14 protein-coding genes are annotated in these 12,359 nt (G+C 67.9%); 3 read left to right on the top strand and 11 right to left on the bottom strand.

From position 1 onward, the window contains the following. Window positions 1–8: 8 nt before the first annotated feature. Together RZE79_RS11130 and RZE79_RS11125 are read right to left on the bottom strand one after the other, a co-directional pair. Entirely contained in the window at window positions 9–1,007 is a 999-nt protein-coding gene (locus tag RZE79_RS11130) for an Hsp33 family molecular chaperone HslO (RefSeq protein ID WP_319360451.1), read from the bottom strand. Window positions 1,008–1,038: 31 nt separating this feature from the next. After that, entirely contained in the window at window positions 1,039–1,563 is a 525-nt protein-coding gene (locus tag RZE79_RS11125) for a gamma carbonic anhydrase family protein (RefSeq protein ID WP_070059531.1), read from the bottom strand. A gap of 39 nt (window positions 1,564–1,602) precedes the next feature. Here RZE79_RS11125 and RZE79_RS11120 point away from each other — a divergent pair, with 39 nt between their 5' ends. Together RZE79_RS11120 and RZE79_RS11115 are read left to right on the top strand one after the other, a co-directional pair. Continuing rightward, a complete protein-coding gene (locus tag RZE79_RS11120) occupies window positions 1,603–2,415 on the top strand; it encodes a ferritin-like domain-containing protein (RefSeq protein WP_153285017.1) in 813 nt (270 codons plus the stop codon). Then, a complete protein-coding gene (locus RZE79_RS11115) occupies window positions 2,412–3,092 on the top strand; it encodes a pentapeptide repeat-containing protein (RefSeq protein WP_153285018.1) in 681 nt (226 codons plus the stop codon). The genes RZE79_RS11120 and RZE79_RS11115 overlap by 4 nt, the downstream gene beginning before the upstream one ends. A gap of 12 nt (window positions 3,093–3,104) precedes the next feature. On the opposite strand, the gene RZE79_RS11110 is transcribed toward RZE79_RS11115, so the two are convergent. From RZE79_RS11110 to phnD, 9 genes are all read right to left on the bottom strand, one after another. Next, window positions 3,105–3,560, bottom strand: a complete 456-nt coding sequence (locus RZE79_RS11110; protein ID WP_319360450.1) for a MaoC family dehydratase — start codon at window positions 3,558–3,560, stop codon at window positions 3,105–3,107. Between the two features lie 39 nt (window positions 3,561–3,599). Beyond that, window positions 3,600–4,733 carry a thiolase family protein gene (locus tag RZE79_RS11105; RefSeq protein ID WP_319360449.1) on the bottom strand — a complete coding sequence of 378 codons (1,134 nt, stop codon included), beginning with the start codon at window positions 4,731–4,733 and terminating at the stop codon, window positions 3,600–3,602. A 94-nt stretch (window positions 4,734–4,827) separates the two neighbouring features. Beyond that, window positions 4,828–5,409: a TetR/AcrR family transcriptional regulator gene (locus tag RZE79_RS11100; RefSeq protein ID WP_192196080.1), complete on the bottom strand. Its 582-nt coding sequence runs from the start codon at window positions 5,407–5,409 to the stop codon at window positions 4,828–4,830. A 45-nt stretch (window positions 5,410–5,454) separates the two neighbouring features. Continuing rightward, window positions 5,455–6,447, bottom strand: coding sequence for a tripartite tricarboxylate transporter substrate binding protein (locus RZE79_RS11095; RefSeq protein WP_319361155.1), 993 nt, complete (start codon window positions 6,445–6,447; stop codon window positions 5,455–5,457). Between the two features lie 44 nt (window positions 6,448–6,491). Beyond that, window positions 6,492–7,460 (bottom strand): tripartite tricarboxylate transporter substrate binding protein, encoded by a 969-nt coding sequence (locus tag RZE79_RS11090; protein ID WP_319360448.1) that lies wholly within the window; start codon window positions 7,458–7,460, stop codon window positions 6,492–6,494. Between the two features lie 71 nt (window positions 7,461–7,531). After that, window positions 7,532–8,635 (bottom strand): iron-containing alcohol dehydrogenase PsrA, encoded by a 1,104-nt coding sequence (gene psrA, locus RZE79_RS11085; RefSeq protein WP_319360447.1) that lies wholly within the window; start codon window positions 8,633–8,635, stop codon window positions 7,532–7,534. 59 nt (window positions 8,636–8,694) lie between these two features. Then, entirely contained in the window at window positions 8,695–9,516 is an 822-nt protein-coding gene (phnE, locus tag RZE79_RS11080; RefSeq protein WP_319360446.1) for a phosphonate ABC transporter, permease protein PhnE, read from the bottom strand. After that, entirely contained in the window at window positions 9,513–10,364 is an 852-nt protein-coding gene (phnC, locus tag RZE79_RS11075) for a phosphonate ABC transporter ATP-binding protein (RefSeq protein ID WP_319360445.1), read from the bottom strand. The genes phnE and phnC overlap by 4 nt, the downstream gene beginning before the upstream one ends. Then, window positions 10,361–11,224 carry a phosphonate ABC transporter substrate-binding protein gene (phnD, locus tag RZE79_RS11070; protein ID WP_153286144.1) on the bottom strand — a complete coding sequence of 288 codons (864 nt, stop codon included), beginning with the start codon at window positions 11,222–11,224 and terminating at the stop codon, window positions 10,361–10,363. Before phnD ends, phnC begins: the two co-directional genes overlap by 4 nt. Before the next feature lie 250 nt (window positions 11,225–11,474). Between phnD and RZE79_RS11065 the strand changes: the two genes are divergently transcribed. Further along, a complete protein-coding gene (locus RZE79_RS11065) occupies window positions 11,475–12,359 on the top strand; it encodes a LysR substrate-binding domain-containing protein (protein WP_153285026.1) in 885 nt (294 codons plus the stop codon).

Raw genomic sequence — 12,359 nt, 5'->3', positions numbered from 1 at the left:
AGCCGCGCTTACTGGACGACCGGGCTGCCCGGCAGCTGGTCGCCCGGCGGCTTGAACAGCTGCGCGGTGTCGATCGCGTCGAAGCGGTACTGCTTGCCGCAGAAGTCGCAGCCGACCTCGATGTCGCCGCGCTCGGCGAGGATTTCCTCGGCCTCTTCCACGCCCAGCCCGCGGATCATCTGCGCCACGCGCTCGCGGCCGCAGGTGCACGCGAAGTGCGGGCCGAGCAGGCCGGCCTGCGGTTCGAAGCGCAGCAGCTTCTCTTCCCAGAACAGGCGGCGCAGGATGGTCTCGACGTCGAGCGTGAGCAGTTCGTCGCGCGTGAGGCTCGACGCGAGGATCGAGATGCGGTTGTATTCCTCGTTGCGGCCGATGCGGTCTTCGCTGGCCTGGTCGCGGTCCTTGTCGGACGTGCCTTCGAGGTTGCCTTCGCCCTTCACCGGCAGGCGCTGGATCAGCAGGCCGGCCGCCACCTTGTCGTCGGCCGCGAGCACCAGCGTGGTGTCGAGCTGCTCGCTTTGCAGCATGTAGTGCTGCAGCACGTCGCTGAGCTTGCCGAGCTTTTCACCGTCGTCGCCGAACAGCGGCACGACGCCCTGGTACGGCGTGGCGCCCGGGAGCTTGTCTTTCGGGTCGAGCGTGATGGCGCAGCGGCCCTTGTTGTTCACGTTGACCATGTCGGGCAGGTGCGCGTCGGCCGGCAGGTCGCCGATCACCTTGGCGGTGGCGCGCAGGCTCAGGTCGGGCTTGGCCTCGGCCACGGCCACCTTCACGGGGCCGTCGCCGAAGATCTGCAGGATCAAGGCGCCGTTGAACTTGATGTTCGACTGCATCAGCGTGGCCGCAGCCGTCATCTCGCCGAGCAGTTCAGCCACCGGCGGCGGGTACGGGCCGGTGGCGGTGTTGGAGGCGCGCCGCGCAAGGATCTCCTGCCACGCATCTGTCAGGCGCACGATCATGCCGCGCACCGGCAGGCCATCGAACAGGAATTTGTGCAGCTCGCTCAAAACGGATTCTTTCTCTCTGTGCCTGCGCGGGTCAGGCGATTTTTTTCAGGCCCTTCGCGAAGCGATGGGCGTTTTCGACGTAGTGCTCGGCGCTTTGGCGAAGCTTGGCGGCGGCGGCATCGTCGAGCGTGCGCACCACCTTGGCGGGCGAGCCGATGATGAGGGAGTTGTCGGGAAACTCCTTGCCCTCGGTCACGACGCTGCCGGCGCCAACGATCGAATTGCGGCCAATCTTGGCGTTATTCAAGACCACCGCCTGGATGCCGATCAGCGAGTTGTCGCCGATGGTGCAGCCATGCAGCATCACCTGGTGTCCCACCGTCACGTTGTCGCCGATGGTCAGCGGGCAGCCGATGTCGGCGTGCAGCACCGACAGGTCCTGGATGTTGCTGTTGCGCCCGATGGTCAGCACCTCGGTGTCGCCGCGCAGCACGGCGCCGAACCAGACGCTCGCGTTCTCCGCCAGTTCGACGTTGCCCATGACCTGGGCGCTGTCCGCGACCCATGCGCCTTCGCCAAGGCGCGGGGCAATGCCATCCAATTCGTAAATCGCCATCGTGGTTGTCTCCGGAGGGGCAAAACTAGAATTGTAGGGATGCACCCCCGATTGAGCGCGCTGGCCGCGCTGCGCCTGACAGACCCCGACGACAAGGTGGCCGCCACGCGCGCCACGGCTGCCGAGGCAGCTACTGTTTCCATAGCACTCGAGCCCCTGCGCACGCCCGGCGACGATGACGGCGTGCCGGGCCGTCCCGAGCGCCCGCTGCGCGTGGCCGCCACCGCCGTGCAAAAGCGCTCGCCCTTCACGCCCGAGGGCCGCGCCGCGCTGATCCATTCGATCTGCCACATCGAGTTCAACGCGATCAACCTCGCGCTGGACGCCGTGTGGCGCTACGACGGCATGCCCGAGGCCTACTACCGCGACTGGCTGCGCGTGGCCGACGAGGAGGCGCAGCACTTCACGATGCTGCACACGCACCTGCAGGCCATGGGCTGGCGCTACGGCGACTTTCCGGGCCACGACGGCCTGTGGAACATGTGCGAGAAGACCAAAGACGACGTGCTCGCGCGCATGGCGCTGGTGCCGCGCACGCTCGAGGCGCGCGGGCTCGACGCCACGCCGCTGATCCAGTCCAAACTCAAGCGCGTGAACACGCCCGATGCGCTGCGTGCCGTGGAAATCCTCGACATCATCCTGCGCGACGAAGTGGGCCACGTGGCCATCGGCAACCACTGGTACCGCTGGCTGTGCGAACGCGCCGGGCTCGACGCCGAAGCCAACTACCCGGCCCTGGTCGCGCGCTACGACGCGCCGCGCCACAAGCCGCCTTTCAACCTCGAAGCCCGCAGCCGGGCGGGCTTCAGCCCCGCAGAGCTGCAAGCGCTGACCGACTCCCGCCCCGAATGACTGATGTGATTTCCGACCAGACCTGGTCACGCGCCGACCTGCAAGCCTGCCTGCAAGACCGCGACACGCCGCCCCGCTTCGAACGCTGCCATTTCGACGAGGCCGACCTGTCGCGCCTCGACCTGCGCGGCGCGCAGTTCACGCTGTGCAGCTTCGCCGAAACCTCGTTCGACCGTGCCCAGCTGGCGGACACGCGCTGGACCGGCTGCCGCGCACGCCAAGCCGACTTCGGGCTCGCCGACCTCACGAACGCGCGCTTCCAGGACTGCGACCTGAACAACACGCAGTGGGCGCGCGCCAAGCTGCCCTCGGCGCTCTTCACGGGCGTGAAGCTCACGGGCGCGCACTTCGGCGAGGTGTCGGCGCTGGGCGTCGTGTTCAAGGATTCGCTGCTCATCGACGCGCACCTGCGCGGCCTGTCGTTTCGCAAGCAGACGCTCGCCCAGCTCGACCTGTCGGAAGCCGACCTGTCGGGCTGCGATTTCCGCGAGGCCATTTTCGAAGGCGGCAGCCTGCGCAACGCGCACCTGAAGCTTGCGCGCTTCGAAGGCGCCGACTTGCGCGACGTGGACCTGGGCGGCCTGCGGCTGGCCAACGCCGCGCCGTTCAAGGGCGCGACCATCTCCCACCGCCAAGCCGCCGCACTCGTCGAGGAACTGGGCCTGCGCGTCGTCTGAGTCGACTGAGAGTCAAGACGTCGCGGTGCGGCTGTGCACCACCAGCTTCGGCGTGAAGTACTGCAGCACCTCGCCGCGCTGGTTGCGCGTCTGGCAGCGCATCGTGACCATCGCGCGGCCGGGCTTGGAGCGCGAAGGCGTGATGTCGACCACCTCGCTCAGCACATGCAGCACGTCGCCAGGGCGCGTGGGCTTGGGCCACTGCAGCTCGCCGCCCGAGCCGATGATGCCGCCGGCCAGCGGGATGCCGCTGTCGACCAGCAGCTTCATCGTGAGCGCCGCCGTGTGCCAGCCGCTCGCGGCCAACCCGCCGAAGAAGGTGTGCTTCGCGGCCTCTTCGTCGGTGTGAAAAGGCTGCGGATCGAACTGCTGCGCGAAGGCCTTGATCTGCGCCACGTCGAGCAGGTGTTCGCCGCTCTGGAAACGGTCACCGACCTTCAGGTCTTCGAGATACAACAACGTGGCCATGGGAGTCTCCTTGTGGTGTTGCCCGTCATTCTCGGGCGATCAGACGCGCTCGAGGATGGTGGCAATGCCCTGCCCGCCGCCGATGCATTGGGTCGCAAGCGCATAGCGGCCGTTCTCGCGCGCCAGCAACGAAGCCGCCTTGCCTGTGATGCGCGCGCCGGTCGCGCCCAACGGGTGGCCGATGGCCAGGCCGCCGCCGTCGAGGTTCACCGTCGCCGGGTCGAGCCCGAGGTCGCGGATGCAGGCCAGCGCCTGCGACGAGAAGGCTTCGTTGATCTCGACCACGTCGAGGTCGGCCACGCTCAGGCCCGCGCGCGCCAGCGCCTTGCGCGTGGCGGGAATCGGGCCGATGCCCATCACGGCCGGGTCGACGCCCACGGTCGCGAACGAGCGGATGCGCGCCAGCGGCTTCAGGCCGTGCTTCGCGGCGAAGGCGTCGCTGGTGACCAGCACCACCGCCGCGCCGTCGGTCAGCGGCGACGCAGTGCCGGCCGTGACCACGCCATCAGGACGGAAAGCGGGCTTGAGATTGGCGAGTGCTTCAGCCGAAGTCGAGGGGCGGATGCAGCCGTCCGCATCGACCACCTCGCCGGAGGCCAGCCGCACCGGCACGATCTCGCCGGCCAGCCGGCCCTGCGCGCGCGCTTCGGTCGCCTTGCGGTGCGACTCGACGGCCAGCGCTTCCTGGTCGGCGCGACTCACGTTCCAGCGCTGCGCAACGTTCTCGGCCGTCTCGCCCATCGAGATGTAGGCATCGCTGTTCGCCAGCAGCTCGGGGCTGGGCGAGAAGTTGAAGCCGCCCTGCGGCACCATCGTCATCGACTCCACGCCCACGCACAGGAAAGCCTCGCCCATGCCCGCCTCGATCTGCGCGGCGGCGATGTGCACGGCCTGCATCGAGGAGCCGCAGAAGCGGTTCACCGTCATGCCGCCCACCTCGTGCGGCAACCCGGCCAGCAGCCCGACGATGCGCGCAAGGTTGTTGCCCTGCGAGGCCTCGGGGTAGGCGCAGCCCAGGATGATGTCTTCAAGCAGCGCGGGGTCGAGGTCGGTGCGCTGCAGCAGGCCCTGCACCACGCCGGCGGCGAGCGTGTCGGGGCGCACCTCGGCCAGCGCGCCCTTCTTGGCGAAGTGGAACGGCGAACGGGCGTAGGCGGAAATCACGGCTTTCATGGGAACACTCCTTGGGGAAAAACTACCATCCAATCGGTAGGCTTCGGGGTTCAAAAAAAGGCACGTCCGGCGTGCCCGTGGTGAAACAGATCGGTCAGTCCAGCGGCAGCGCGCGCCGCAGCTGGGCGATGGCGTCGTCGAAGTCTTCGACGCGCCCTGTCATGCGCGACGCGAGCAGCGCGCCCTGGCACGACGAGAACACGAAGGCCGCGAGCGAGGCCACGGGGTTGTCTTTCTGCGCCTGCGCCGGCACCAGCGCGCCAAGCACGCCGGTGAGCCACATCACCTGCGTGTTGCGCAGGGCCTGCACGGCCTGGCGCAGGTCTTCGTTGATGCAGTCCCAGCCCGGCGCCAGCGCGCCCGCGGGGCACAGGCCCGAGCCGGCCTTCAGCGTGTTGCGGTACATGCGGAAATACGATTCGAGCGCGTCCTTGGGCTCGCGCGCGCGCGCCGCCACCCAGTCCTTGAAACTCTGCGTGGCGCCCTGGATCACCGCGATGCCCAGCGCTTCCTTGGTCGGAAAGTGGTGGTACAGGCTCGCCTTGCGCACGCCCACCGCGTTGGCCACGTCCTGGAAGCTGAAGCCCAGGTACGAACGGGTTTCGATGAGCCCGCGCGCCACCGCGAGGATCTGATCGCGGGTACCGCCGGGGGCCAGGGTGGAAGCGTCGTGCATCTACCTACTATAAGGTAGGCAATCTCACCCCTGCAAGCGCCGGGGTCAATCGGCCTTGATGCCCGCGGCCTTCACGATGCGGCCGTTGCTCTCGAACTCGCTGGCGATTTCCTTCGCGAAGGCAGCCGGCGTGCCCGTGGCGGGCACGTTGTCGGTGGCCGTGAGCTTGGCGCGCAGCTCGGGGCTGGCGAGCGCCTTGTTGATCTCTGCGTTGTACTTCGCGACCAGTGCCGCCGGCGTTCCTGCGGGCGCGAACACGCCGAACAGCGAATGGATGTTGGCCGCGCTGTAGCCCAGCTCGGCCAGCGTGGGCACCTGCGGCAGGCTCTCGAGCCGCGCGGGCGCGCCGGCCGCCAGCGGGCGCAGCTTGCCCGACTGGATGTGCGCCGACAGCGTCGGGCTGGCGTTGGTCGACAGGATTTCGAACTGCCCGCTCAGCGCATCGTTGAGCTGCTGACCGCCGCCCTTGTACGGCACGTGCGTGATGTCCACGCCGGCCGTCGCGCGCACCTGCTCGAGCACGATGTGCCCGAGCGAGGCCGGCCCCGACGTGGCCCAGCGCACGGTGCCGGGCTGCGCCTTGGCTTCGGCAATCAGCGCACGAAAGTCCTTCGCCTTGCTGGCGGGCGTGGCGACCAGCAGCACGGGCGAATACATCACGCTGGCCACCGGCACGATGTCCTTCAGCGGATCGAACGGCAGCTTGCCCAGGTGCGGGCTCAGCACCAGCGGGCTGATGGCCGAGAAGCCCAGCGTCGCGCCGTCGGGCGCGGCCTTGGCCACAGCGTCCATGCCGATGGCGCCGCTCGCGCCTGCGCGGTTGTCGACGATCACCGTGGTGCCCAGCTGCGTGGCGAGCCGGTCGCCAAGCGCGCGGGCGACCACGTCGCTCACGCCGCCCGCCGGGTAGGCCACGATGAGCCGCACGGTGCGCGGCACGGCCTGCGCATGCGCGCCGCTGGCCGCGCACAGCGCCGCGGCGGCGAGCAGCCGGGTCGTGGTGCGGCGCGAGTGCTTGGAGGCGGCGAGGAAGTTCATGGTGTCGATGAAAGGCATGCGTCGAAAAGAAGAAGAAAGATCGGTCAGTCCAGCTGCAGCTTGCGCTCGCGGATCAGCCTGGACCATTTCTCATTGTCCGCCTTGACGAAAGCCGCAAACGCCGCCGGGCCGAGCGGATGCACCTCGGCACCGGCCGTCGCGAACTTGGCCTTGATCTCCGGTGTCGCCAGCGCTTTCGCGAGTTCAGCCGACAGGCGATCGACCACGTCCTTGGGCATGTTGGCCGGGCCGACCAGCCCCTGGAAACCGACCGACTCCATGCCCGCGAGGCCCAGTTCCTTCACGGTCGGCACATCGGGCAGTTGCGGATCGCGCACCGGGCCGGTCACAGCCAGCGCCTTGAGCTTGCCGCCCTTCACCTGCGGCAGCAGCACGCTGCCCGCGTCGATGAGGATCTGCGTCTGCCCGCCGAGCAGGTCTTGCACCGCAGGCGCGCTGCCCTTGTACGGCACGTGCGTCATGTCCAGGCCCGTCACCTGGTTCATGAGTTCGCCGTTCAGGTGCGTCGAAGTGCCGTTGCCGCCCGAGGCGAAGTTGACCTTGCCGGGCTGGCCCTTGGCCCACGCCACGAACTCCTTGAGGTTCTTCGCCGGATGGTCGGGCCGCGTCACCGCGATGTAGCTGCCCTGGCTGATCTGGCCGATGTAGGTGAACTGCTTGATCGGGTCGTACGGCGGCTTGCTCTGCAGGTACGGCGCGATGGCGAAGGGGCCGGTGTTGGCCAGCAGCAGCGTGTAGCCGTCGGCCGGCTGGCGCGTGAGCTCGGTCGCCGCGATCATGCCGCTCGCGCCGGGCTTGTAGTCGACCACCAGCTGCTGCTTGAGCGCCTCCTGCAGCGGCACCTGCACCGTGCGCGCCGCGAAATCGATGCCGCCGCCGGGCGGGTAGCCGACGATCAGGCGGATGGGCTTGGCGGTGGGATAGCCCTGGGCCATGGCCAGCGTGGCGGTCGTGGCCAGCGCGAGGCCGGTGCAGAGTCTGCGAAGGTTCATGGATGTCTCTCGATGCCTCTTGATAAGAGCGTCCATTCTGAAACATCGCCGGACCTCCGGCGCGCGCGTTCTCAGGCTTCCTGCGCCTCCACATCGTTGCCGATGAAGTTGCGCCCGCGCGCCCCGCCCTGCGCATGGCGCAGCATCTCGCGCGCCTCGTCCTCGCCCACGCCGTAATCGGCGAAGCGCGTCTTCACGCCCAGCGATTCGATGAAGGCTGCAAGCTGCGCCGGCGCCTCGGCCAGCGGCATGCGCAATGCCTGCGCCAGCACCGCGTCGCGGTCGGGCCGACGTCCGATGGCCCGCGCCAGCACCATCGGCAGCGGGAACGAGCAGGCGATGCCGTGCGGCAGGCCGTAGCGCAGCGTCATCTCGTACGAGATCGAATGCGCGAGCGCGGTCTTGGTGTTGGAAAACGCCATGCCCGCCTTCAGCGCCGCGAGCGCCATGCGCCCGCGCAGTTCGACGTCGTCGAGCCGGCCCATGAGCTGCGGCAGCACCTCCAGCGTGTCCTGCACGGCCGCCACGGCGAAGGTGTCGGACATCGGATTGGCGTTGACGTTCCAGATCGCCTCGAGCGCATGCGACAGCGCATCGAGCCCACTCTGCAGCGTGACCGCCGCCGGCAGCGACAGCATCAGCTCGGGGTCGATGATGGCGTGGCTCGGCCAGGTCTGCGGCAGATGCAGCGAGTACTTCTTCTGCCGCTCGCGGTCCCAGATGGTGGCCCAGGGCGTGACCTCGCTGCCCGTGCCGGCCGTCGTGGGCACGGCGATGAGCGTCTTGTGGCGCGTGGCCACGAAAGGCCGCTCGCCCGCGAGCCCCGCCACCAGGTCGGCGAAGCGCCCGTGGTCGTCGGCCACCATCAGCGCCTTCGCGGTGTCGATGGCGCTGCCGCCGCCGACCGCGACGATCACCTCGACGTCGGCATGCGTGCGCCAGAACCATTCATAGGTCTCGGCCAGTTCCGCCACGTCGGGGTTGGGTCGCGTCTGGTCGAGCGTGCAGGCCAGCGCATCGCCGAGCACCGCCTCCAGCCGGTCGCGCAGCCCGAGCGCGCGTGCCTCGGGAAAGGTCACCAGCGCGGCGCGCCGGCCTTCGAGCAGCTTCGGCAGGGACAGCAGGGCCCCTGCCCCGTACACGCTGTGCACGGGGTTGTGGTAGTTGGCGCTCATGGAGGGGTTTCTTCAGGAAGCGGCGAACGCCGCGGGCAGGGACGCGAAGCGCGAGCGGGTCATCGGTGCGCGCCCTGCTGGATCCAGCTGCGCAGCCGCGTCGAGAGGTAGTCGGCCGTCATCACCATCACGACGATCACCAGGATGCAGGTGGCCGTGTCCTGGTACTGGAACAGCTTCATGCTGCCCACGAGCTCGAAGCCGATGCCGCCCGCGCCCACCATGCCCAGCACGGTGGCCTGGCGCAGATTGGTCTCGAAGCGGTAGACGATCACGCCGATCCACGCGGTGACCACCTGCGGAATGACGCCGAAGATGATGGTCTGGATCGGCCCGGCGCCGGTGGCGCGCAGCGCCTCGATCGGGCCCTGGTCGATCTCCTCGATCGACTCGGCGAAGAACTTGCCGAGCATGCCCGCGCCATGCAGCGCCAGTGCCAGCACGCCGGGGAACGGACCCAGGCCGACGGCCGCCACGAAGATCAGCGCCAGGATGATCTCGTTGATGCCGCGCGTGATGTTGAGCACCTGCCGCATCGCATGGAACACGGCGATGTTCGGCGAGATGTTGCGCGCCGCGAAGAAGCACAGCGGCACCGCAAGAATCACCGCGAGCAGCGTGCCCCACAGCGCGATCTGCACGGTCTCGATGGCGGGGCCGACGAGCTTCTGCATGAACTCCCAGTTGGGCGGCAGCATGCGTCCGAGGAAGTCGCCGATCCAGGGCATGCCCTTGCCGAGTTCGCTGAAGCTCACCTGGCTGCCGATGGCGGCCCACCAGAGCACGCCGATGCCGGCGAACACGGCCACGGCGTACTTCCACCAGCCGGGGTTGCCGCCGCTCTTGGCGATCAGCACGTTGAAGCGTCCGATGGCGATCATGATTGCTCCATGGCGAGTTGCGGGGCGGTGCGCGCCGGCACCGCATGCAGGGCCGCGGCGGGCACGGCCGGCGTTGCAGGCTCTGCGCCTGCAACAGCGGCTTCGGTGCCCTCTTCCACGCCCCCCGGATAGATGAGGTGCAGCACCTCCTCGGTCAGTTCGTCGGGCCGGCCTTCGAACACGATGCGCCCGGCCGCCACGCCGATCACGCGCTGCGCGAACTCGCGCGCGTAGTCGACCTGGTGCAGGTTGCAGATCACCGTGATGCCGTCCTGCCGGCTGGCCTGCTTCAGGTAGTTGAGCACCTTGCGCGAGGTCTTCGGGTCGAGGCTGGCCACGGGCTCGTCGGCCAGGATCACCTTGGGTTTCTGCGCCAGCGCACGGGCAATGCCCACGCGCTGCTTCTGTCCGCCCGAGAGCGTGTCGGTGCGCAGGTCGGCCTTGTGGTCGAGCTCGACGCGGCGCAGGCATTCGCGGGCGATGGCGATGTCCTTCGAGGGGAACACCTGGAACCACGACAGCAGCGCAGGCATGGAACCCAGCCGCCCCGTCAGCACGTTCTTGAGCACCGACAGGCGCGGCACCACGTTGTAGTGCTGGAAGATCATCGCGACGTCGCGGCGCACCTTGCGCAGCCCGGCGCGGTCGCCGCGCGAGCGCTCGCCGTCGACGTGGATCTCGCCTTCGCTCGGCTCGGCCAGGTGGTTGATGCAACGCAGCAGCGTGGACTTGCCCGCACCCGACGCACCGAGGATGACGACGAACTCACCCTTGGCCACCGTGAGGTCGACACGGTGAAGCGCAGTGAAGTCGCCGTAGCGCTTGCACAGCCCGCGGATCTCGATCATTTCATCTTCCTCAGGTCGAGGTTCAGCACCTTGGCCGTGTCGCGGATGATGTTGTAGGCCGCGTCGTTGGTCGGGTGGAAACCGTTGAGCAGGCCCTGGTCTGACCAGGGGATGTCTTTGACCTGCAGGAAGGCGGCCTGCACGCGCGCCTTCAGGTCGGCGGGCAGGTCCTTGCGCCACACGGTGGGCGACTCGGGAATCGGCTCCGACTTCCAGACCTCGACCAGGTCTTCGCGCTTGACCAGGCCCTTGGACACGGCAGCGTCGAGGATGCGGTCGGCGATGGCCGCGGCGTCCACCTTCTTGTTCTGCACCGCGATCGCGCTCGAGTCATGCGAGCCCGAGAAGATCACGCGGCCGAAATCCTTGTCGGGGTTGAAGCCCACCTTGATGAGGCCGGCCTTCGGGAACAGATGGCCCGAGGTGGAGCTGGGGTCGACGAAGGCGAAGGTCTTGCCCTTGAGGTCGGCCACCGTCTTGATGCCGGTGTCCTTGTGGGTCACGATCTGGCTGTGATAGTAGGAGCGCCCGGCCTTCTTGGTCTCGGCCACTGCAAAGGCCTCGATGTCGGCCACCGTGGTGCCCAGCACATAAGAGAAGGGGCCGAGGTAGGCCACGTCGAGCCGCTTGGAACGCAGCGCTTCGATCACCCCGTTGTAGTCGGCCGCCACGAAGGGCTTGACCGCGAAACCGAGGGCCTTGGACAGCATGTCCATCATGGCCTGGCTGTTGGCAATCATGGCGCGCGAGTCCTCGGAAGGAATCAGCCCGACAGTGAGAACCTGCTGTGCCCGTGCCATCGGCACGAAGGCGGACGCTGTCACGGCGGCAGTGCCGAGCAGCAACTTTCTACGCTTCATCATGGTTGTCTCCAGTGGTCTGCGTTGCATGGAATCCTCAGGTCGTTTCGAAGGGCAAAAGTACCCGTCTCGAGTCTTCCAGTCGTGCGTGTCATGGTGATGACAGCGTGAGGATTCGGGACGTCCGGCGCATTTCTGTCGGGGCCTGGTCCGTCTTGAGCGCGAGTACATCACTGGTACTCATATCGATCCAATTCAATTTTTTTCGATGATCTATATACTGAACCTATAGATCAGAAAGGCTCCCGCGATGCGCCTCACCCAGCTGCGTTCCTTCTATGCCGTGGCCCGCGAAGGCAGCTTCACGCGGGCTGCCGAGCACCTGCACGTGAGCCAGCCCACCATCACCACGCAGGTGCGTTTTCTCGAAGAGGCCTACCAGGTCGAGCTCTTCCATCGGCGCGGCCGGCGCGTGCAGCTCACCGAAATCGGCGAACAGCTCATGCAGCTCGCGCAGCAGATCTTCAGCCTCGAAGGCGATGCGGTGGCACTGCTCGGCGACGCCGGCACGCTGCGCACCGGCCACCTGCGCGTGGCGGCCGTGGGGCCGTACCACGTGACGAAGATGCTGGTCGACTTCAGCCTGCGCTACCCCGACGTGAAGGTCACGGTGAGCACCGGCAATTCACAGGACGTGCTCGACCGACTGCTCGACTACAGCGCCGATGTCGGCGTGCTCGCGCAGCTGGTGCGCGACGACCGCTTTCTGTCGGTGCCCTTCAGCCAGCACCCGGTCGTGATGTTCGTGCCCTCCACGCACCGCTTTGCGAAGCGGCGCAACATCCGGCTCGCGGAGCTGCAGGGCGAACGGCTCATCCTGCGCGAGCAAGGATCGACCACGCGCAAGGCGCTCGAACTGGCGCTCGCGAAAGCCAAGGTCGAGGTCGACGTGGTGATGGAGATCAGCAGCCGCGAGGTGATCCGCGAAGCCGTGGCGCAAGGCCTGGGCATCGCGGCCGTGTCGGGCGTGGAGTTTGTGCCGGGGCCCAACCTGCACATGGTCGGCTTCAGCGACACCGAAATTTTTACCTACGCCCACGTGCTGTGCCTGGCCGAGCGGCGCGAGATGCGCATGGTCAGCGCCTTCTACGACACGCTGGTGCCCGCCATCGAAGCGCGCAAGCGCAAGAGCTGA

The organism is Variovorax sp. EBFNA2, assembly GCF_033802765.1.
In the GTDB taxonomy this organism is placed as follows: domain Bacteria; phylum Pseudomonadota; class Gammaproteobacteria; order Burkholderiales; family Burkholderiaceae_C; genus Variovorax; species Variovorax paradoxus_H.
This window is presented reverse-complemented; position numbering and strand designations above follow the sequence as displayed.

Excerpts from the sequence above, each read along its gene's own strand:
- phnE (WP_319360446.1), bottom strand. The coding sequence starts at position 9,516 with ATGATCGCCATCGGACGCTTCAACGTGCTGATCGCCAAGAGCGGCGGC.
- RZE79_RS11125 (WP_070059531.1), bottom strand. The coding sequence starts at position 1,563 with ATGGCGATTTACGAATTGGATGGCATTGCCCCGCGCCTTGGCGAAGGC.
- phnD (WP_153286144.1), bottom strand. The coding sequence starts at position 11,224 with ATGAAGCGTAGAAAGTTGCTGCTCGGCACTGCCGCCGTGACAGCGTCC.
- psrA (WP_319360447.1), bottom strand. The coding sequence starts at position 8,635 with ATGAGCGCCAACTACCACAACCCCGTGCACAGCGTGTACGGGGCAGGG.
- RZE79_RS11095 (WP_319361155.1), bottom strand. The coding sequence starts at position 6,447 with ATGAACTTCCTCGCCGCCTCCAAGCACTCGCGCCGCACCACGACCCGG.
- RZE79_RS11100 (WP_192196080.1), bottom strand. The coding sequence starts at position 5,409 with ATGCACGACGCTTCCACCCTGGCCCCCGGCGGTACCCGCGATCAGATC.
- RZE79_RS11065 (WP_153285026.1), top strand. The coding sequence starts at position 11,475 with ATGCGCCTCACCCAGCTGCGTTCCTTCTATGCCGTGGCCCGCGAAGGC.
- phnC (WP_319360445.1), bottom strand. The coding sequence starts at position 10,364 with ATGATCGAGATCCGCGGGCTGTGCAAGCGCTACGGCGACTTCACTGCG.
- RZE79_RS11110 (WP_319360450.1), bottom strand. The coding sequence starts at position 3,560 with ATGGCCACGTTGTTGTATCTCGAAGACCTGAAGGTCGGTGACCGTTTC.
- RZE79_RS11115 (WP_153285018.1), top strand. The coding sequence starts at position 2,412 with ATGACTGATGTGATTTCCGACCAGACCTGGTCACGCGCCGACCTGCAA.
- RZE79_RS11090 (WP_319360448.1), bottom strand. The coding sequence starts at position 7,460 with ATGAACCTTCGCAGACTCTGCACCGGCCTCGCGCTGGCCACGACCGCC.
- RZE79_RS11105 (WP_319360449.1), bottom strand. The coding sequence starts at position 4,733 with ATGAAAGCCGTGATTTCCGCCTACGCCCGTTCGCCGTTCCACTTCGCC.
- RZE79_RS11120 (WP_153285017.1), top strand. The coding sequence starts at position 1,603 with ATGCACCCCCGATTGAGCGCGCTGGCCGCGCTGCGCCTGACAGACCCC.